The sequence below is a fragment of the Streptomyces sp. NBC_00370 genome (genome assembly GCF_036084755.1).
In the GTDB taxonomy this organism is placed as follows: Bacteria; Actinomycetota; Actinomycetes; order Streptomycetales; family Streptomycetaceae; genus Streptomyces.
The window spans coordinates 1,933,334-1,951,918 of sequence record NZ_CP107968.1 but is presented as its reverse complement, the minus strand read 5'-3'; the positions used below and the strand labels follow the sequence as shown (position 1 = coordinate 1,951,918).

The window sequence follows — 18,585 nt, the reverse complement described above, 5'->3', positions numbered from 1 at the left end:
GCTTGGTTGATGGTTCACGGTTCAATTGAACACCCGCGGCCGTGTGAAGCAGGCGGCCGCGGGTGTCCGTAAGGCTTTCGTCAGACTCTTCGACTCAGCGTCCCGTCAGACGCGCGGAGCCGCCTCGGCCGTCTGCGACTCGGCGGCCTTCTCCAGCTCGAACGCCTCGTTGCCGAGCCCGATCCTGGCGTGCACCTCGGGCTTGGTGGCGCGCAGCACGAGTCCGAGGACAAGACCGCCGACCAGCACCACACCGATGATCGCGGGCAGGATCCAGCTCAGCGAGGAGCCGGGGCCCGCACCGACGAGGACGTCGAAGTCCTTGACCGTGAAGACGGCCACGACCACCAGCGCGATACCGGCGAGCCCCGAGGAGATCAGCCGCCACGCCTGCGCGCCGCCCGCGCCGCGCTTGACGAAGAAGGCGATCACGGCGAACGCGGCGGCGGCCATCAGCAGGATGACGCCGAACGCCCCGATGTTGCCCATCCAGGTGAACAGGTGCAGCACCGGCGCCGTCGGGTCACCGACCGGCTTGTCGTCGGTCAGCGCGAAGATCAGGATGACGACGATGGAGAACACCGACTGCAGCACGGAACCCGCCGACGGCGCGCCGCTGGACTTGCTGGTGCGGCCGAAGCGGGCGGGCAGCAGCCCCTCGCGGCCCATCGCGAAGGCGTACCGGGCGACGACGTTGTGGAAGCTCAGCATCGCGGCGAACATGCCGGTCACGTACAGGACATGCAGCACATCGGTGAACGTCTTGCCGAGCAGCCCCTCGGTCAGCCCGAACAGCAGGTTCGGCCCTTCCTTGCCCGAGGCGGCGACGATCGAGGAGGGCCCGGCAGCGAGGGACAACGCCCAGGCGCCGATGGCCAGGAACAGGGCCGAGATCCCGACGCCCAGGAACATCACGCGCTGCACGATGACGTGCGGGCGGTTGGTCTCCTCCGCGTACACCGGGGCCTGCTCGAAGCCGACGAAGGCGGCGATGCAGAAGCAGAGCGCGGTGCCGAACCCGGCGCCGGTGAGCGTGTCCGGGTTGAACGCGTGGAGGGACAGGCCCTCCTTGCTCGGGTCGGCGACGGCGGAGACGTCGAAGATCAGGACCAGGGTCACCTCGATGAGCAGCAGGACACCGAGCACCTTGGCGTTGAGGTCGATCTTCAGCCAGCCCAGGACGGCGACGAGCACGGCGCCGGCGAGCGCGGGGATCCACCAGGCCACGCTCGTGTCGAGGTAGGTGCCGAAGAGGTTCGAGACCTCGAAGCCGAACAGGCCGTAGATACCGACCTGCATGGCGTTGTACGCGACGAGCGCGACGAGCGAGGCCCCCGCGCCCGCCGTCGGGCCGAGACCGCGCGCGATGTACGCGTAGAAGGCACCCGCGTTGTGCACGTGCCGGCTCATCTCGGCGTAGCCGACGCTGAACAGCACCAGGACCACGCCGAGGATGACGTAGAGCAGCGGCTGACCGACGATGCCCATGACCCCGTAGACGGTGGGCATGACCCCCGCCACCGTCATCAGGGGCGCGCTGGCCGCCAGCACGGACAGCAGCAGCCCGGCGGTGCCGAGCCGGTTCGCGCGGAGCGCTCTCTCCTGCCCCTTGTAAGTGTTTATCTCGCTCGTGGTCGAACTGCCCGTCGACATGGCAGAGGTTCCTTCCGGGAATCGGTGGTGCGTCGGTCAGGCGGAGCCGAGCGCGGCACTGCGCGCGGCGAGAAACGCTTTGTGGGGGTCTCGGTCCGGATAGGACCAGGGAGCGGGGGTGTTGTGCTCGCCGATGCGGTTGAAGAGCGCTGCCGCCTCGGCCACCCTCCCCTCGTAGAACTGGGCGTGGGCAAGGAAGTTGAGGTCGACGCGGTTGCGCGGGTGCGCCTGCTCCTCGTACCCCCACTCCAGCCACCAGTCGAACGCCGTCTTGAGCACCTGATGGGCGCGACGGCTGCGCCAGTGGGGCGACTCGGCGGGGTCACCCGGTTCCCGGCCGGAAGCGGCCAGCACCCGGTAGCGCTCGGCGTGCGCGACGACGGGCAGCACGGCGAGCGGTGAGTCGGCCGGGGCCTGTTCGGCGGCCCAGGACGCGAAGTCGTAGACCTCGTGGAGCGGGTCCTGCCCCACCTCCGCATGGCGCTCGGCGAGCCGGGCCACCATCAGATGGTGCGCGTGGTGGTGTTCCGGGTGCCGGGTGCGGACCTCGTCGAAGAGCTGCATGGTCTCTTCCTCCGTGCCCAGCGTGCGGGCGAGGAGCAGCAGACCGAGCCAGGGGGTGGGGTCGGCGGGGGCGCGTCTGATCGCCTCACGGCAGGTGTCACGCGCCCGGTACTCGGGCTCCTTGCCGCGCAGCGCCGCGATGACGTTGGCACAGGCGAAGAGCGTCGCCGCGTCGCTGCTCCGGGGTTCGACGACGAGCCAGTCGCGGGTCCAGGCGACGGCGCCCGACGCCTGCGCGAGGACGACGGCGCGGTGGCCGCGGCGGTCCCAGTCGTCGCCGGTCGCCGCGAGCAGGGTACGCGCCTCGGACCAGCGGCCCTGGGCCAACTGATCGCGTACGCCTGCGAGTTCGACGTCGTCGAGGGCCGGATCGAAGTGCTGGTCGGAGCGTGAGCCCCGTCTTCGGGAACGGCCCAGGGGCGGCGGAGGCGGAGACATCCGCGGAGTTCCTCCAGACCACGTGAATGAGCAATGATCGCGCACAGCAAAGCGGTACCCAAGGCCCTACGTCAAGAGCCGATTCGTTGTAATTGGACGTCAACTGTCACCTCGGTGACCTGGGTTGACCCGTCCCGAGACGCCGCCAAACATCGCTCACGGGTGCTTCTGCCCAGATGGGACGCCTTTCGGCCATCCTGGCTCGTAAGCTGACGTCATGGAGAAACCCGAACCGCTCCCGCCATATTTGCTCGCGTTTCCCGGGCCGACACGCGACCGGCTGGTCGCCGCGGTCCTCAGCGGCGAGAAGGTTTCGACCACCGGACTGCTCGCCGAGTTCGAGGCGGAACGGGAGGAACTCCCGCCCGTGGGCGAGAGGTCGGCGCTCATCGACTCGGCGGGCCGGGAGATCGCGGTGATCGAGCTGACCGAGGTACGGGTGCTGCCGCTGGGCGACGTCGACCTGCGGCACGCGCTGGACGAGGGCGAGGGCCACACCTCGGTCGCCGAATGGCGCGCGGCCCACGAGCGGTTCTGGCACAGCGACGAGATGCGCGAGGCGCTGGACGACCCGGAGTTCACGGTGAACGACACGACACTGGTCGTCGCGGAGCGGTTCCGGGTGGTGGACCTACGAGGCGGGTTGCCGAACTGACGCAGTGTCAGATACGGCGCAGGGGTGAAGGGGGTCGTGCAGGGGTGGTGTCCGGAGCGTAGAGCGTGATTTGTGGCGCATCTCGGCGGTGGCTCCGCGTCGGGCGAGTACGCGCCGTAAATCATGCAGCGCAGGACACGACCCCGGAACGGCCCCCGGCGACAACCGCAACCACAACCCGCACCACGGACCCGCACCCAAGGCACCACACCTCGCCGGACGGCGACCCCGCGCCGGACGGCGACCCCTCCCCGCGTCAGCCGACCGCCCGCGCCGCCGCCCGGCCCGCCACCCGCCCCGAGAAGATGCAGCCACCCAGGAACGTGCCCTCCAGCGAGCGGTAGCCGTGCATCCCGCCGCCGCCGAACCCCGCCGCCTCGCCCGCCGCGTACACGCCCGGCAGCGGCTCGCCGCCCTCGGTCAGCACCCGCGAGGACAGGTCGGTCTCAAGTCCGCCCAGCGACTTGCGCGTCAGGATGTTCAGCCGTACGGCGATCAGCGGTCCGGCCGCCGGGTCCAGGATCCGGTGCGGCGCCGCCGTACGGATCAGCCGGTCGCCGATGAACTTCCTGGCGCCCCTGATGGCCGTCACCTGGAGGTCCTTGGTGAACGGGTTGGCGATCTCCCGGTCCCGCGCGGTGATTTCGCGGCGCAGCTCCGCCTCGTCGATCAGCGGCTCGCCGCCCGCGAGCGCGTTCATGCCGCGCACCAGCGCGCCCAGGTCGTCCTCCACCACGAAGTCGACGCCCTTGTCCATGAACGCCCGTACCGGGCCCGGCACATCGGCCCGCGCCCTGCCGATCACGTCCCGCACCGACTTGCCGGTCAGGTCCGGGTTCTGCTCGGAGCCCGAGAGCGCGAACTCCTTGCCGATGATCCGCTGGTCGAGGACGAACCAGGTGTACTCGTAACCGGAACGCATGATGTGTTCCAGAGTGCCCAGCGTGTCGAAGCCGGGGAACAGCGGCACCGGCAGCCGCTTGCCGCGCGCGTCCAGCCACAGCGACGAGGGTCCCGGCAGGATCCGGATGCCGTGCCCCGGCCAGATCGGGTCCCAGTTCTGGATGCCCTCGGTGTAGTGCCACATCCGGTCACGGTTGATGTGGTGGGCGCCCGCCTCCTCCGTGACACCGATCATCAGCCCGTCGACATGCGCGGGCACGCCGGTCAGCATGGTGCGCGGCGGGGTGCCGAGACGCTCGGGCCACTGGGCGCGTACGAGGTCGTGGTTGCCGCCGATGCCGCCGGAGGTGACGATCACGGCCTGCGCCCGGAGCTCGAAGGCACCGGTCGCGGTACGGCCGCTCGTGACGCCGCGCGCGACGTCGCTCGGCTCCAGCACCTCGCCCGTGACGGTGTCCACGGCGCCGGCCGTCCGGCCGAGGCCAGTCACCCGGTGCCGGAAGCGGAAGCTCACCAGGCCCTTGGCGACCCCTTCCCGCACCCGCCGTTCGAAGGGGGCGACGACACCAGGGCCCGTGCCCCAGGTGATGTGGAAGCGCGGCACCGAATTGCCGTGCCCCGTCGCTTCGTACCCGCCGCGCTCCGCCCAGCCGACGACGGGGAAGAACCGCATTCCCTGCCGGTGCAGCCAGTCGCGCTTCTCGCCGGCCGCGAAGTCGACGTACGCCTCGGCCCACTTGCGCGGCCAGTGGTCCTCGGCCCGGTCGAACCCCGCGGTGCCGAGCCAGTCCTGGGTCGCCAGCTCATGGCTGTCCTTGATCCGCATCCGGCGCTGCTCGGGCGAGTCGACGAAGAACAGCCCGCCGAAGGACCAGTGGGCCTGCCCGCCGAGCGCCTGCTCGGGCTCCTGGTCGACGACGATCACGGAGCGTCCCGCGTCCACCAGTTCGGCGGTGGCGACGAGCCCCGCGAGGCCGGCCCCGACCACGATCACATCGGCGTCGTACGCCATCGGCTTTCCATCCTTAGCTGAGCGGTACGGAACCTCCGATACTCGGTACGCGCGAGTAACTAGTCAACTGATTGGATGGAGCCATGACCCCGGAAGAGGAAATCCTGGACGTCGTCGACGAGCACGACCACGTCGTCGGGCAGGCCCCGCGCGGCGAGGTCTATGCGAAGGGGCTGCGCCACCGCGCCGTCTTCATCCAGGCCAGGGACGCGGAGGGCCGGATCTTCGTGCACCGCAGAACGCCGGTCAAGCTGATCTTCCCCTCGCTGTACGACATGTTCGTCGGCGGTGTCGTCGGGGCGGGCGAGAGCTACGACGACGCGGCGCTGCGCGAGGCCGAGGAGGAGCTGGGGGTGTCCGGACTGCCCACGCCCGTACCGCTGTTCAAGTTCCTCTACGAGTCGGCCCCGCACGGGTCGGCGCAGGGCGGCCAGAGCTGGTGGTCGTCGGTCTACGAGGTCCGCTGCGAGCTGCCGGTGAACCCCCAGACCGAGGAGGTCGCCTGGCACGACTTCCTCACCGACGGCGAACTGGAGCGCAGGCTCGGCGAGTGGGAGTGGGTGCCGGACGGTCTCGCGGCGTACGAGCAGCTCAGAGCCCGCCGCGCGTAGGGTGCCGCTGGTGAGCGACTTTGCACGGAGCCTGCGGCTGTGGTTCACGCCGCAGCGGATGGGCGACGAGGGCGAGACCCCCGACTACCGCTTCTCGCTGGCCAACGAGCGCACGTTCCTGGCGTGGATCCGTACCGCGCTCGCCCTGGTCGGCGGCGGCTTCGCGGTCGACCAGTTCCTGCCGCGTCTGGGCGGCGGCGTGCGGGCCGGGCTGGCCGTCGCACTGCTCGCTGTCGGCGCGCTGTCCGCGCTGCGGGCCGTCAACCACTGGGTACGTTGCGAGCGCGCGATGCGGCGCGGCGACGATCTGCCGGTGACCCGCTTCCCGACGCTGCTGAGCCTGGCGGTCGGGGTGGTCGCCGTGGCGATGCTGATCGTCGTACTGCTGGGCCGGGCCGGCTGATGGCGGACGTGCCCGCCGGGGGCCGGGAGGGCGCGGACCCCGGGCTCCAGCCGGAACGCACCCGGCTGGCCTGGCGGCGCACGACGCTCTCGTACACCGTGGCCGCCGTACTCGCCGTCCGGCAGGTGCTCCACCAGGGCGGTACGGCGGCCGGTATCGCGGCGACCGCGCTGAGCGCGCTCGGCTGGGTGGGTTTCCTGGCGGTGGCCCACCGCCGGGTCCTCGCGCTCAGCACGGCCCGGCCGAGGCCGATCCGGCTGCGCGCCGCCGTCACGGCCACGGTCTGCACGGTGGCGCTGGCGGCGTTCGGTGTGACGGCGCTGTTCTGACTGCTCCTACCGCTCAGCTCGTGGCGAGGGCGAACGGCGGCAGCATCGCCCGCGGGTCCTGGCCGGTCCGCCACAGCCCGATGAGAAAGGCGGTGGCGGCCTCCAGCAGATCGGCCCGCGCGAGCCCGCCGCCGTCGTACGGGACGCAGCCGGTGTCCCGTACGAGTGTGCGGACGACCTCCAGCGCGGCCTCATCGTCACCGCACAGCGGCACGGCCAACGGCCCCTCGGGCCCCGCCGGGACCCGGCCGCGGCGGGCCAGAACTGGGACGCCGACTGACGCGCGGCGCGTTTCCCTCCGGGGTCAGGACGCCGGAGCGGTCAGGTAGTCGCCATGCTTGAGATCGTCGAGCAGTGTCGGGTGGGTGGGCGACCAGCCGAGCAGTTCCCGCGTGTGAGCGCTGGAGACCGGGGCGTCGAAGCCGTAGACCCTGGCCATGAACGGGCCGGCGTAGTGCCCGGCAGCCTGGTCGGGCGTCAGCGAGACCGTCGGCAGATCCAGGCCACGGGCGATCGTCTGCGCGATGTCCTTCATGGTGACGCCGCTTTCGGCCACTCCGTGCAGCACGCTGCCGGCAGGAGCCTTCTCCAGCGCCAGCCGGAACAGGACCGCGGCGTCGAGCCGGTGTACCGCGGGCCACCGGTTGGTGCCGTCGCCCACATAAGCCGAGACGCCGGTCCTCCGTGCGGTCGCGACGAGCATGGGAATGAAGCCGTGGTCCTCGGGGCCATGGACGGTAGGAGCGAGGCGAACCACGCTCGCGCGTACGCCCAGAGCGGCGAAGTCCAGACAGGCTCGCTCGCCCGCGATGCGGAAGGCGGCGATGCCGGTCGTGTCTGGCTCGTCCTTCTCGGTGCTCTCCCGGCCTGCGGGCATGACCAGCGTGCCCGAGGTGACGACGAGCGGCTTGCCCGAGTGTTCCAACGGTTGGCCGAGCGCCTCGATCGCGGTCCGGTCGCGCCTCATCATGTCGTCGAGGTCGGAGAAGTCGCCGCCGTAGGCCATGTGCAGAACGCCATCGGCTGCTTCGGCGCCGCGGCGCAGGCTGTCGTGGTCGTCCAGGGAGCCGTGGTGCGGTGTGGCGCCGAGCGACTCAAGCCGCGCGGCGGCGGTGCCGAAGCGCGCCAGACCAGTGACGTGGTGGCCGGCCGCGACGAGCTCGGCGACGACGGCGGGACCGGTCTGGCCGGAACCACCAGTGACGAAAATATGCATGAAACGCTCTCTCTGGGGGGGGGGTGCGCACGGGTCGCCGCACCAGCGACACCGGGCAGAAGACTTCCGTTAACGCCAGTCACTGGCACTAAGTAGCGCCAGTCACTGACATTACGTAGCGCCAGTCACTGGCGTCAAGTCATGTCAGTCGCTGGCGTGTGCGGTATCTTCGGGGGGTGCCACGAAGCGGAGCAGAAGCGCGCCGCCGCCTTCAGCAGGCGGCTCTGGAGCTGTACCGGGAGCGCGGGTTCGACCGGACCACCACGGCCGAGATCGCCGCCCGAGCAGGCATCAACGAGCGCACGTTCTTCCGGCACTTCCCGGACAAGCGTGAGGTGCTCTTCGACGGCGAAGCCGACCTGCGCGCCGCGCTGGTCCAAGAGGTCGCCGACGCCCCCGACGGCCTGCAGCCGCTCGGTATTCTGCTGTGCGCCTTCCGCAAGGCCGGCCGGATCCTTGAGGAAAACCGCCCGTTCTCCGAGCCGCGACTGGCGGTCATCGCCAGGACGCCGGCGCTCCGGGAACGCGACTTGGCCAAGGGCGCAGCCCTCACGGAAGCCATGGCGGAGGCGCTACGCCGGCGCGATGTCCCCGCCGGGCTGGCCGATCTGGCCGCACATACCGGCTGGGCCACCTTCCACCACGCGGCCCAAGCCTGGATCGACGACCCCGCACAGCCCTTGGACGCACACCTCCTTCAAGCGTTCAACGATCTGCACACCCTGGCCGCGCCCGCACCGGTCGCCGACCCGACCTCCTGACGATCCGCGTACCCCGCGAGAAGCGCGCCGACTGACGCGCGCGGGCTCAGTCGGTGCGGTGGTGGGCCAGGAGCCAGGTGTAGAGGTCGGGGTTGTCGTAGGTCCGGGTCCAGGAGTCGTGGCCGACGCCCTCGTACCGGGTGAAGCGGACGTCCGCGTCCAGCGCTTCGAGGCCTGCCACGATCTCTTCGGTCAACTCGATCGGGACGGTCTTGTCCTCCTCGCCGTGGAACGCCCAGACCGGCAGGTGGCGGATGGGGTCGACGTCCTGCAGCCACAGGCCTCCGCAGACCGGGGCGATGGCGGCGAAGCGTTCGGGGTAGCGGACGGCCAGGCTCCAGGTGCCGAAGCCGCCCATGCTCAGACCGGTGGCGTAGACGCGGGACGGGTCGATGCGGTAGTCGGCGGCGACGTCGTCCAGCAGCCCGGCGAGCGTGGTCAGCTCGGCGACCCATTGGCTGGACGCGGGGCATTGTGGCGTGGCGATCACGAAGGGGAACTCGTGGCCGGCCTCCGCCAGTTTCGGTATGCCGTGGACCGTTGCCGAGTCCAGGTCGGAGCCGCGTTCGCCGGCGCCGTGCAGGAACAGCACCAGCGGCCAGCTGCGCCCGGAGTCGGCGTCGTAGTCCTCCGGCAGATGGACGAGGTAGGGCAGGACGTCGGCAGGAGCGGGGCCGGGGGCGCCGTCGGGCAACTCGTGCTTGCGCGCGGCCGGGGTGACGCTTCGGACCTTGCGCATCACAGGTACCTCGATCGAGTCGTGGGGGTCGGGCCGTATCAACTATCGGCCGAGGGCCCGGCGAGCCGCCAGGCGCTTTCGAAGTGCCGTTGTTCGCCGGTCACCGGGTCCCTGAACTCCAGCACCCTCGCCAGCAGCCGCAGCGGGCGGCTGTAGTCGTCCGGGGCCGGTGGGAGGACCGTCGGGTACAGCGGGTCGTCCAGCAGGGGGAGGCCCAACGCGTTCATGTGGACGCGCAGTTGGTGCGTGCGGCCGGTGGTGGGCAGCAGGCGGTAGCGGGCGTGGCCGGCGTCGGCGTCGGCGTCGTGGGACAGCAGCTCGATCCGGCTCTCGCTGTTGGGCTCGCCGGGCACCTCACGGGCCGTCAGTACCCCGCGTTCCTTCTCGATGCGGCTGCGGACCGTCGTCGGCAGGGGCACTGCCGGGTCGTACGGGGCGATGGCCTCGTACTCCTTGCGCACCAGCCGGTCCCGGAACAGGGTCTGGTACGCGCCGCGCAGCTCGGGGCGTACCACCAGCAGGACGAGGCCCGCCGTCAGGCGGTCCAGGCGGTGGGCCGGCTGGAGGGCGGGGAGGTCCAGTTCGTGGCGGGCCCTGGCCACCAGCGTCTCGGTGACATGGCTGCCGCGCGGGGTCGTCGCCAGGAAGTGCGGTTTGTCGGCGATCACGATCCGGTCGTCGCGGTACACCACCCCGATCTCGAACGGCACCCGCTCCTCGGGGGCCGCGTCCCGGTGGAACCACAGCCAACGGCCTACGGTGTACGGCTCCCCGGGCGCGACGGACCGCCCGTCCGCGTCCACGAACCGTCCGTCGCGGAACATGCCGTCGACCTCCGGCACCCCGACGGCCCCGGCGAACCGTGCGACCAGATGGTCCCGCACGGTGGGCCAGGCCCCCGCGGGGTCGGCCGGGAGCCGCAGCCGCACCGGGTCGACCCCGTTCCGCTGGGGCAGCGGCGCGGCCGGGATTCGTTTTCTGCGCACCCGCCGTGTTCCTCACTCGCCGGTTCCGGACCGCTGGAACGTACCTCATTCGGACCGTGCGGGCGGCCTCGGCCAGGTCCGGCGCCGGTTCCCGGCGCCCCGACCCGCATGATGGTGCGGTGATCAGTGTCCTGTTCGCCGTGCTGACCGCCATCAGCAACGGCTCCGCATCGGTGCTCCAGCGCCGCGCCGCTTCCACCGTCCCCGACAAGGAGGCGATGCACCTCTCGCTGATCGGGCATCTGCTGCGGCAGAAGGTGTGGCTGGCGGGGATCGGCCTGGTGATCGTGGCAGCCGCCTGCCAGGCCATCGCCCTCGCCACCGGCGCCATCGCCGTGGTCCAGCCGATCTTCGTCATCGAGCTGCCGTCGACCCTGCTGATCGCCGGCTACGTCTTCCACACCAAGCTGCCACGCTCGGCCTGGTACGGCGTCGCCGCCGTGACCTTCGGGCTGGCGCTGGGGATGGCCAGTGCGGCGCCGGGCGGTGGCAGCGAGACCGTGAGCGGGGTCGCCTGGATCCCCGCGCTGATCATCACCGTGGGGTTCGAGGCCGTACTGATCTCGGTGGCCGTGCGGGTGCGCGGCAATCCGCGGGCCGCGCTGTTCGGGCTCGCCGCCGCCTGTGGGTACGCGCTGACGGCCGCCCTGATGAAGGACGCGGTGGCGCGTCTTGAGGACGGCGACGGCATCGTCGCGCTGTTCGCCTCCTGGCAGCTGTACGCCACGGCCGTCGCCGGGGTCGGCGCGCTGTTCCTGCTGCAGAACGCCCTGCAGGCCGGGTCGCTGGTGGCGTCCCAGCCGATGCTCACCCTCGGCGACGCGCTCATCAGCATCACCTACGGCGTGACGCTCTTCGGCGAGACCCTGCGCACCGGCTGGTGGCTGCTGCCCGAGCTGGCGGGGCTCGGGCTGGTCGCCGCCGGGTGCGTGGAGCTGGCGCGCTCCCCGCTCGTCTCGGGAAACGCGCCACAGCCACGCCGGGTCCGCTGAGGCCGGGCTGAGGTCCGCGGACACGACCTAGCCCAGGCGCTCCAGCAGCCCGGCCGCCGCGTCCGCCGCCACCTGCTCGCGCAGCTGGTAGTGGATCTTCTTGCCGGTCGCCGTGGTCGGCAGCGCGTCCACGAACCGGTAGGCGCGCGGCCGCTTGTACGGGGCCAGCATGGGGTGCGAGCGGCAGTGCTTCTCGCAGTCCTCGGCGGTCAGGGCGGGGTCCTTGCGCACCACGTACGCCGTGACCAGCTGCCCCCACTCCGGGTCGGGCAGCCCCACCACCGCCGAGTCCGCGACGCCCGGCAGCTCGCCCAGGATCTCCTCGACCTGGACGGGGTGCACGTTCTCGCCGCCCGACAGGATCATGTCGTCACGGCGGCCGACGATCGTGACGTACTCGTCCTCGTCCCAGGTCGCCAGGTCCCCGATGTAGAGCCAGCCGTCCCGGAAGTTCTCCGCCTCCTCGTCGGGCCGTCCGATGTAGCTGTACCCGGACTTGGGGGAGCGGACGATCACCTCGCCGATCTCCTGGCCGTCCTTCGCCGCCAGGTCGTCCGGCGCCGCCCTGCGGTCCTCGTAGACCTTGACGATCGCCACGTCGTCGTCGGTGGAGGCGCGCCCCGCGCTGCCCGCGTGCTCCGGCAGGTCCACCGGGCGCAGGAAGGTGTTCCAGAACGCCTCGGTCGTGCCGTAGCCGTTGAAGATCCGCGGGGTGAGCACCCGCTGGTAGCGCAGGGCGGCGGCCCGGTCCAGCGGGGCGCCCATGGTGACGATGCCGCGCAGCGTCGACAGGTCGCGCCCCGACCGCTCCTGCGCGTCGGCCAGCCGCTCCAGATTGGTCGGCGCGCCGATCAGGAAGGTGAGACCCCGCTCCTGGACCAGATCGAGGACGGTGTCCGCGTCGAAGTGGCGCAGCGGCACCACCTCGCCGCCGGCGTAGAACACCGGGTTGGGGCCGCCCGCGTACAGACCGCCCCGGTGGAACCACGGCGTCATGTTGAGTGTGCGGTCCTCTGGCGACAGCGGGAAGTGCATGATCACGTCATGCGCGGAGAGCACCTCGGTGGCGTTGTTGAGCGGTACGCCCTTGGGCAGTCCCGTGGTGCCGGAGGTGTAGAGCCGGGTGGTCTCCGTGTAGATACCGCCGGCGGGTTCGGGCAGGGGCGCCAGGTCCGCGCCGCTCGCGGCCAGTTCGGTGAACGGTACGGAGCCCGGCAGCGGCCGGTCGTCGGGGGCGCCCGATTCGACATGGGCGACCAGCGCCGGGGTGTGCCCGGCGAGCGACAGCGCGCGGCCCGCGTTCTCGGCGACGGCCGTGTCGTACACGAAAGCGGCGGGGCGCCCGCTGTCCAGCACATGGGCCGTCTCGCCGGGCGCGAGCCGGAAGTTGACGGGTGAGCCGATCGCGCCGAGCCGCTGGGTGGCCAGATAGAGCAGCGCGAACTCGGGCCCGTTGAAGAGCTGGTACGCCACCAGGTCACCCGCCCGCACCCCGGCGGCGGCGAGCCCCGCGGCGCAGCGCTCGGTCTCGGCCGCCAGCTCGGCGTACGTCCAGCTCCGCCCGGTCGCCGGGTCGGACATGGCGGTCGAGCGCGCGTACCGGTGGGCGTTGCGCCGGAAGCCGGACCAGTACGTGAACTGCCGCTCGAAGACGGCGCGGAAGGCGGCCGGGTCGTAGCCGGGTGGAGGGGTGTCTATCGGATCCGGGGTGTTCATCGCGTTGTTCCTTCGTTCCTTGTGGTGTTCCTTGTGGGCGGGGGAGGGCGTCAGACGGCTTTCAGCACGGCCACGCAGTTCTGGCCGCCGAAGCCGAAGGCGTTGACCGCGGCCGCCCGTACCCCGGTCTTGCGCGCCGTGCCGGGCACGTAGTCGAGATCGCACTCCTCGCCCGGCGTTTCGAGATTGATCGTCGGCGGTACGACCCCGTCCCTGATGGCCAGCGCGCACACCATCGCCGACAGCGCGCCGGCGGCGCCGATGAGATGGCCGACCATCGACTTCGGCGAGCTGATCGCCGTGTCGTAGGCGTGCGTCCGGTAGACCTCCTTGATCGCCCGGGTCTCGGCGAGGTCGTTGATCCGGGTGCTGGTGCCATGGGCGCAGATGTAGTCCACGTCGGCCGCCTCGGTGCCCGACGAGCGCAGCGCCCCGCGCATCGCCGCCACCGCGCCCGCGCCGCTCGGGTCGGGCGCGCTGACATGGAACGCGTCCGAGGTCAGCGCGCCGCCCGCGATCTCCGCGTACGCCCGGACGCCACGCGCGCGTGCGTGCTCGGCCGATTCCAGGACACAGACGACGGCGCCCTCGCCGAAGACGAAGCCGTCCCGGTCGGCGTCGAACGGCCGGCTGGCACGGGCCGGGTCGTCGTTACGGCGGGACAGCGCGCCCATGTTGGACAGGCCGGTGAACATCACCGGCGTGATCGCCGAGTCGGTGCCGCCCGCGATCACCACGTCGGCCTCGCCCGACAGGATCAGCCTGCGCGCCTCCAGCAGGGCGTAGATCCCGCTGGCGCAGGCCAGCGCGCTCGCCGTGACCGGGCCGCGCACACCGAGGTCGATGGCGACCTCGCAGGCCGGCATGTTCGGGATGACGGACGACACGAAGTACGGGGAGACGCCGCGCGGATCGGCGTGCATCAGGTCGACGGCCGCCTCGACGCCGTCCATCCCGGCGACCGCGTTGTTCAGGACGATCCCGACGCGCTCGGCGTCGATGCCGCCGTCCGCCGCGCCGACCGTGAGGCCGGCGTCGGCCACAGCCTCCCGCGCCGCCGCCACGGCCAGCTGTGAGAAGCGGGCCGAGCGGCGCTGCCGCTTGCGGTCGAAGAGGTCGGCCGGGTCGAAGCCCTTGACCTCGCCGGCGATCCCGGTCGCCATCCCCGACGCGTCGAAGCGCGTGATCGGGGCGATCCCCGACGTGCCCGCGAGGAGCGCCTGCCAGGTGCTTTCCCGGTCGTTGCCGACGGGGGTGAGGGCGCCGAAGCCCGTCACCACGACTTGCTGGTTGTTCTGCACGGCATTCCTCCTGCTCGGACCACGATCCGGCCGTGGCTCTGAAAAATCACCGGTTCTGCGCGATCCGGTTCTGCGCGCTCGCGTTCCGCGCGATCCCGTTCCGCCCGTCCCGGCCGTTCCGGTTCTGCTGTCGTGGGCTCCGGTTCCGCGCGATGCGATGCGCGGCCCGCAGCCCTTCCGCCGTGGCGCGCACGGCGTTGAGTCCTTCGGTGCCCGCGGCGCCGCCCGCCGTCTCGAACGGGATGCCGGCCGCGCTCAGCAGGGCCGCCGCGTCACGTTCCGGTTCTTGTCCCGCCGCGAGCACCACGTGGTCGGCCGCGACGAGCTGCGGCTGCCCCTCGGCGTCCACGATCCGTACGCCGTCGCGGGTGATCTCCTCGTACCGCACCCCGGTGAGGGTGCGGACCCCGGCCGAGCGCAGCTCAGCCATGACCACCCAGCGGGTGCTCGGACCGATGCCCGCGCCGATCCGGCCGGTCCGCCGCATCAGGGTCACCTCGCGCGGGCCGCGCCCCGGGCGGTGCTCGGCCCGCGTCGCCGCAGCGGTAATCCGCGGCGCTGTCAGGTCGTGCGCCGCCAGGAACTCCTCCGGTGTCACCTTCGCGTACGGATCGCCGGTCAGCAGATGCGCCAGGTCCACCGCGATCCCGCCGCCACCGACGATCGCGACCCGGGGGCCGAGCGTGTGGGGGTCGGCGAACGCCTTCGGGTAGTCGACGACATGGGGGAGCGCCAGGCCGGGCAGCGTCGGCAGGCACGGCACGACACCGGTCGCCAGCACCACACCGTCCAGCTCCCGCAGCGCCGCGAGGTCGCCGTGCCCGATCCGGTGGCCGAGCCGCAGCGGTACGTCCAACTCGGCCAGTTCCCTGACCCGGTGGCGCACGGTCTCGCCGAACTCGGCCTTCCCCGGCACCCGGGCGGCCAGCCGGAACTGGCCGCCGGGCTCGGCCGCCGCCTCGAAGACCTCGACCTGATGGCCGAGCCTGGCCAGCGTCCTGGCCGCCTCAAGTCCTGCGGGCCCGGCCCCGATCACGGCGTACCGGCCGGCGCGGCCGGGCGCGGGCCGCGCCCGCGCCGGGAACTCCCGCTCGTACCCCGCACGCGGGTTGACCAGGCAGGACACCCGTTCCGTACCGAAGGAGCGGTCGATGCACGCCTCGTTGCAGGCGATACAGATGTCCACCGAATCGCCCCGCCCCGCAGCGGACTTGGTGACGATCTCGGCGTCGGCGAGGAACGGCCTGGCCAGGGCGACGAAGTCGACCTCGCCGCCCGCCAGCACCTCGTCGGCCTGGGCGAGCCGGTTGAAGCGGTTGGACGCGATGACGGGCACCGCGCCGTGGCCGGCCGCCCGCAGCGCCCGCTTGATCTCCTTGGCGTGCACCGCCCAGGTACCGGCCGGCACCTGCGCCTGCACCGTGGGCACCTGCGACTCGTGCCAGCCGACCCCCACGGCCAGCGCGTCGGCGCCCGCCCCGGCGAGGGCCACGGCCAGCGCGGCCGTCTCCTCGCGCGGTGTGCCGTCCGGCACCAGATCGGCGCCGGACATCCGGAACAGCACGGGGAAGTCCGGTCCGACCTCGGCCCGTACGGCGCTCAGCACCGCGACCGGGAAGCTCCTGCGCCGCTCCGCGTCGCCGCCCCACGCGTCACCGCGCCGGTTGGTGAGCGGCGCGGTGAACTGGTTGATCAGATAGCCCTCGGAGCCCATCACCTCGACGGCGTCGAAGCCCAGCTCACGCGCCACCCCCGCGCCCCTGGCGAAGTCGGCGACCGTCGCCAGGATCTCCTCGTGCGTCAGCTCCCGCGGAGTGACGCGGGCGAAGCGGCTGAAGACGGCCGACGGCGCGACCGGTGGGCCGCCGTCGGTGCCGGGCGCGCCGGGCAGCGCGTACCGCCCGGCGTGGAAGAGCTGGAGGGCGATCAGACCGCCCGCCTCGTGCACCGCGTCCGCCGCCCGGCGCAGCGCCGCCCGGTGGCCCGGGTCGTCGGCCATGCCGTACCCGGGCCCGCCCGCGCCGGCCGGACTCACCGCCGTACCGCCGGTGACGATCAGCGCGGCCCCGCCCCTGGCGCGCTCCTGGTAGAAGGCGGCGAGCGCGGCGCCGTCGTCGTCCAGGGTCTCCAGGTTGAGGTGCATGGCCCCCATGACGACGCGGTGCGGCAGGGTCAGGCCTCCGATGGCGCCGGGCCGGAAGACGTGGTCGAACACGTGTCTTTTCCCTCTCCTCAGTAGCTCCCCGGCAGTCGCTGTCAGGCGTCGCGCGTCGGGCGCGGCGGCAGCGACAGCGGGCCACCGGTCTCGGAGTGGAACGGCGGCGCGACGATGCTCAGCCCGCCGTCGACCACCAGCGTCTGTCCCGTGATGTAGCCGGACCCGGCGCCGAGCAGGAACAGCACGGTGTCCGCCATCTCCTGCACCGTGCCCGGCCGGTTCGCCGGGATCCGGTCGAGGACGCTGTCCATCGGCGCCATCCCCTCGACCTTGTTGTAGAAGTAGTCCAGCGAGTCGGAGTCGATGAGCCCGCCGTTGACCCCGTTGACGTTGATGCCGTACGGCGCGAACTCCACCGCCATGTACCGCACCCACGACTCGATGGCGGCCTTCATCCCGCCGAGCATCGCGTACGTCGGATAGGCGCGGACCGAGCCGTACGACGACAGCGCGACGATCCGGCCGCCGTTGTCCATCAGCTTCACCGCCTCCTGCGCGCCCAGCACGAAGGGCCGCAGATTCATCGCGTACGACCGGTCGAGGTGGTGCGGACCGACGTCGACGATGTTCTTGAACGCGCTCGCCGCCGCGTTCGACACGAAGTGGTCGAGCCGCCCGCAGCGCCGCGCCACCTCGTCGAACAGCGCCTTGACGCCCTCGGTCGTCTCGACGTCCGCCTGGACGGCGAAGCCGCTGCCGCCCGCCTCCTCGACGTCGGCGACGGTCTTCTCCGCCAGATCGGCGTTCTTCTTGTAGTTGACGACGACCGTGCCGCCCTGCCGGGCGAGGGTGAGGGCCAGGGCGCGGCCGATACCGCGCGAGGCCCCCGTGATCAGCGAGACCTGCTCGCCGCCGCCGTTGCCGCCCTGCTGCCTGCTCATCGGGCCGTTCCTTCCGTGTCGTCGGCCGCCGCGCGCTGGAGCAGCTCACGGAAGACCACTGCCTTCTGCACCTCGTTGGTGCCTTCCTCGAAGCGCTGCGCGCGGGCGTCCCGGTAAACGCGTTCGATCTTCTGGGACTTCCAGTAGCCGAGCCCGCCGTGGATCTGCAGCGCCTTGTCGGTGACGTTCGTCAGCATCGTCACGGCGTGCATCTTGGCCATGGACGATTGCATCGACGCGTCGTCGGCGCCCTCCTCGAAGCGGCGCGCCGCGTGCAGGACGAGCTGCCGCGCCGCCTCGATGTCGGCGGCGTTCTCGGCGAGCATGAACTGGATGGCCTGGCGCTGGGTGAGGGACTTGCCGAAGGTCACCCGGCTGCGCGCGTAGTCGATCGCGAGCGACTGCGCCCGCTGCGCGAGCCCCACACAGCTCATCGCGACGGAGATCCGCGAGGGGGTGAGGAAGCCGCCGAGGAAGACCTCAAGTCCCTGCCCCTCGGCGCCGAGCCGGTGGTCGACCGGGACCGGCGTACGGTCGAAGGTCAGCGAAGCGTGGTCCGTGCCGGTGACGCCCATGGTGTTCGAGGTGTCCTCGGCGGTGAGCCCCGCCGCGTCGCGCGGCACCAGCAGCGCGACGGTGCCTTCGTGACCGGAGCTGCCCTCGACCCGGGCAGCCAGCAGGTAGTAGTCGCAGCGCATCCCGAAGGTGATCAGGTGCTTGCGGCCCGACAGGTAGTACGTGTCGCCCTCCCGCACCACCGACGTGGTGATGTCGGCGCCGGTGCCGTTGCCCGGCTCGGTCAGCGTGAAGGCGATCTTGATCTCGCCGGTGACCGAGGGGATGACGAAGCGCTTGCGCTGCTCGTCGGAGGCGTGGCCGTCCATGGACCGCCAGATGCCGTTGACGACGTGCACGATCATCCGGACCGAGCCGTGGGAGCGGGAGAAGACCTCCATCAGCTCCATCCACCGCGCGAAGCCCAGCCCCGCACCGCCGTACTCGCGGGGCGCCGCGATCCGCAGGAACCCCAGGCTGTTCAGCTCGGCCCACAGCTCCTCCGGTACCTCCCCGGTCTCCTCGATCCGCTCGGCCCAGCGTTCGCCGGGCCCCTCCACCCACCGCTCGACCTGCTCGCGGAGCTGGGGGAACCGCTCTTCTCGCGTCATGTGCTGCTTCTGCCTTCTTCTTCCGTCATAACTGAGTGGTA

The 18,585-nt window shown here is 71.7% G+C and carries 18 protein-coding genes; 6 read left to right on the top strand and 12 right to left on the bottom strand.

Going from position 1 to position 18,585, the window contains the following annotated elements:
* Nucleotides 1-105: 105 nt before the first annotated feature.
* Complete coding sequence (locus OHS57_RS08365; protein ID WP_328581528.1) at nt 106-1,653, bottom strand: APC family permease; 1,548 nt, start codon at nt 1,651-1,653, stop codon at nt 106-108.
* 36 nt (nt 1,654-1,689) lie between these two features.
* Nucleotides 1,690-2,655: a hypothetical protein gene (locus tag OHS57_RS08360; protein ID WP_328581527.1), complete on the bottom strand. Its 966-nt coding sequence runs from the start codon at nt 2,653-2,655 to the stop codon at nt 1,690-1,692.
* A gap of 217 nt (nt 2,656-2,872) precedes the next feature.
* Here OHS57_RS08360 and OHS57_RS08355 point away from each other — a divergent pair, with 217 nt between their 5' ends.
* Nucleotides 2,873-3,310: an ASCH domain-containing protein gene (locus OHS57_RS08355; protein ID WP_328581526.1), complete on the top strand. Its 438-nt coding sequence runs from the start codon at nt 2,873-2,875 to the stop codon at nt 3,308-3,310.
* Nucleotides 3,311-3,566: 256 nt separating this feature from the next.
* Here the strand turns inward: OHS57_RS08355 and OHS57_RS08350 are convergent, their stop codons facing one another.
* Nucleotides 3,567-5,225: an FAD-binding dehydrogenase gene (locus tag OHS57_RS08350; protein WP_328581525.1), complete on the bottom strand. Its 1,659-nt coding sequence runs from the start codon at nt 5,223-5,225 to the stop codon at nt 3,567-3,569.
* Nucleotides 5,226-5,308: 83 nt separating this feature from the next.
* On the opposite strand from OHS57_RS08350, the gene OHS57_RS08345 reads away from it, so the two are divergent.
* The 3 genes from OHS57_RS08345 to OHS57_RS08335 are packed head-to-tail and all read left to right on the top strand — an operon-like array spanning nt 5,309 to nt 6,568.
* Nucleotides 5,309-5,836, top strand: a complete 528-nt coding sequence (locus OHS57_RS08345; protein ID WP_041991283.1) for an NUDIX hydrolase — start codon at nt 5,309-5,311, stop codon at nt 5,834-5,836.
* A 58-nt stretch (nt 5,837-5,894) separates the two neighbouring features.
* The gene (locus tag OHS57_RS08340; protein WP_443043063.1) at nt 5,895-6,239 is read left to right on the top strand and encodes a YidH family protein; all 345 of its coding nucleotides are present in this window, start codon (nt 5,895-5,897) and stop codon (nt 6,237-6,239) included.
* Nucleotides 6,239-6,568 carry a DUF202 domain-containing protein gene (locus OHS57_RS08335; RefSeq protein WP_041991284.1) on the top strand — a complete coding sequence of 110 codons (330 nt, stop codon included), beginning with the start codon at nt 6,239-6,241 and terminating at the stop codon, nt 6,566-6,568. Before OHS57_RS08340 ends, OHS57_RS08335 begins: the two co-directional genes overlap by 1 nt.
* Before the next feature lie 13 nt (nt 6,569-6,581).
* Here the strand turns inward: OHS57_RS08335 and OHS57_RS08330 are convergent, their stop codons facing one another.
* Nucleotides 6,582-6,782: a hypothetical protein gene (locus tag OHS57_RS08330; RefSeq protein WP_443042852.1), complete on the bottom strand. Its 201-nt coding sequence runs from the start codon at nt 6,780-6,782 to the stop codon at nt 6,582-6,584.
* A gap of 90 nt (nt 6,783-6,872) precedes the next feature.
* Nucleotides 6,873-7,784, bottom strand: coding sequence for an SDR family oxidoreductase (locus tag OHS57_RS08325; RefSeq protein WP_328581524.1), 912 nt, complete (start codon nt 7,782-7,784; stop codon nt 6,873-6,875).
* 176 nt (nt 7,785-7,960) lie between these two features.
* On the opposite strand from OHS57_RS08325, the gene OHS57_RS08320 reads away from it, so the two are divergent.
* Nucleotides 7,961-8,545, top strand: coding sequence for a TetR family transcriptional regulator (locus OHS57_RS08320; RefSeq protein ID WP_328581523.1), 585 nt, complete (start codon nt 7,961-7,963; stop codon nt 8,543-8,545).
* A 46-nt stretch (nt 8,546-8,591) separates the two neighbouring features.
* Here OHS57_RS08320 and OHS57_RS08315 read toward each other — a convergent pair whose 3' ends face one another.
* Entirely contained in the window at nt 8,592-9,284 is a 693-nt protein-coding gene (locus tag OHS57_RS08315; protein WP_328581522.1) for an alpha/beta hydrolase-fold protein, read from the bottom strand.
* A gap of 38 nt (nt 9,285-9,322) precedes the next feature.
* Nucleotides 9,323-10,270, bottom strand: coding sequence for a pseudouridine synthase (locus OHS57_RS08310; protein WP_328581521.1), 948 nt, complete (start codon nt 10,268-10,270; stop codon nt 9,323-9,325).
* 119 nt (nt 10,271-10,389) lie between these two features.
* Between OHS57_RS08310 and OHS57_RS08305 the strand changes: the two genes are divergently transcribed.
* Nucleotides 10,390-11,262, top strand: a complete 873-nt coding sequence (locus OHS57_RS08305; protein ID WP_041991293.1) for a DMT family transporter — start codon at nt 10,390-10,392, stop codon at nt 11,260-11,262.
* A gap of 27 nt (nt 11,263-11,289) precedes the next feature.
* Here OHS57_RS08305 and OHS57_RS08300 read toward each other — a convergent pair whose 3' ends face one another.
* The 5 genes from OHS57_RS08300 to OHS57_RS08280 all read right to left on the bottom strand — a co-directional run bounded on the left by OHS57_RS08300 (nt 11,290) and on the right by OHS57_RS08280 (nt 18,544).
* On the bottom strand, nt 11,290-12,978 hold the full coding sequence (locus OHS57_RS08300) for a class I adenylate-forming enzyme family protein (RefSeq protein ID WP_328581520.1): 1,689 nt from the start codon (nt 12,976-12,978) through the stop codon (nt 11,290-11,292).
* A gap of 50 nt (nt 12,979-13,028) precedes the next feature.
* Complete coding sequence (gene fabF / locus OHS57_RS08295; protein WP_041996776.1) at nt 13,029-14,258, bottom strand: beta-ketoacyl-ACP synthase II; 1,230 nt, start codon at nt 14,256-14,258, stop codon at nt 13,029-13,031.
* A 67-nt stretch (nt 14,259-14,325) separates the two neighbouring features.
* Nucleotides 14,326-16,494 carry an oxidoreductase gene (locus tag OHS57_RS08290; RefSeq protein ID WP_328581519.1) on the bottom strand — a complete coding sequence of 723 codons (2,169 nt, stop codon included), beginning with the start codon at nt 16,492-16,494 and terminating at the stop codon, nt 14,326-14,328.
* Between the two features lie 41 nt (nt 16,495-16,535).
* Nucleotides 16,536-17,378 (bottom strand): SDR family oxidoreductase, encoded by an 843-nt coding sequence (locus OHS57_RS08285; RefSeq protein WP_328581518.1) that lies wholly within the window; start codon nt 17,376-17,378, stop codon nt 16,536-16,538.
* The gene (locus OHS57_RS08280; RefSeq protein ID WP_328581517.1) at nt 17,375-18,544 is read right to left on the bottom strand and encodes an acyl-CoA dehydrogenase family protein; all 1,170 of its coding nucleotides are present in this window, start codon (nt 18,542-18,544) and stop codon (nt 17,375-17,377) included. The genes OHS57_RS08285 and OHS57_RS08280 overlap by 4 nt, the downstream gene beginning before the upstream one ends.
* Nucleotides 18,545-18,585: the final 41 nt, after the last annotated feature.

Bases quoted from the DNA above. Each gene is read 5' to 3' on its own strand.
- OHS57_RS08280 (WP_328581517.1), bottom strand. From the start codon at position 18,544: ATGACGCGAGAAGAGCGGTTCCCCCAGCTCCGCGAGCAGGTCGAGCGG.
- OHS57_RS08340 (WP_443043063.1), top strand. From the start codon at position 5,895: ATGGGCGACGAGGGCGAGACCCCCGACTACCGCTTCTCGCTGGCCAAC.
- OHS57_RS08285 (WP_328581518.1), bottom strand. From the start codon at position 17,378: ATGAGCAGGCAGCAGGGCGGCAACGGCGGCGGCGAGCAGGTCTCGCTG.
- OHS57_RS08355 (WP_328581526.1), top strand. From the start codon at position 2,873: ATGGAGAAACCCGAACCGCTCCCGCCATATTTGCTCGCGTTTCCCGGG.
- OHS57_RS08325 (WP_328581524.1), bottom strand. From the start codon at position 7,784: ATGCATATTTTCGTCACTGGTGGTTCCGGCCAGACCGGTCCCGCCGTC.
- OHS57_RS08300 (WP_328581520.1), bottom strand. From the start codon at position 12,978: ATGAACACCCCGGATCCGATAGACACCCCTCCACCCGGCTACGACCCG.
- OHS57_RS08335 (WP_041991284.1), top strand. From the start codon at position 6,239: ATGGCGGACGTGCCCGCCGGGGGCCGGGAGGGCGCGGACCCCGGGCTC.
- OHS57_RS08345 (WP_041991283.1), top strand. From the start codon at position 5,309: ATGACCCCGGAAGAGGAAATCCTGGACGTCGTCGACGAGCACGACCAC.
- OHS57_RS08350 (WP_328581525.1), bottom strand. From the start codon at position 5,225: ATGGCGTACGACGCCGATGTGATCGTGGTCGGGGCCGGCCTCGCGGGG.
- OHS57_RS08360 (WP_328581527.1), bottom strand. From the start codon at position 2,655: ATGTCTCCGCCTCCGCCGCCCCTGGGCCGTTCCCGAAGACGGGGCTCA.
- OHS57_RS08365 (WP_328581528.1), bottom strand. From the start codon at position 1,653: ATGTCGACGGGCAGTTCGACCACGAGCGAGATAAACACTTACAAGGGG.
- OHS57_RS08315 (WP_328581522.1), bottom strand. From the start codon at position 9,284: ATGCGCAAGGTCCGAAGCGTCACCCCGGCCGCGCGCAAGCACGAGTTG.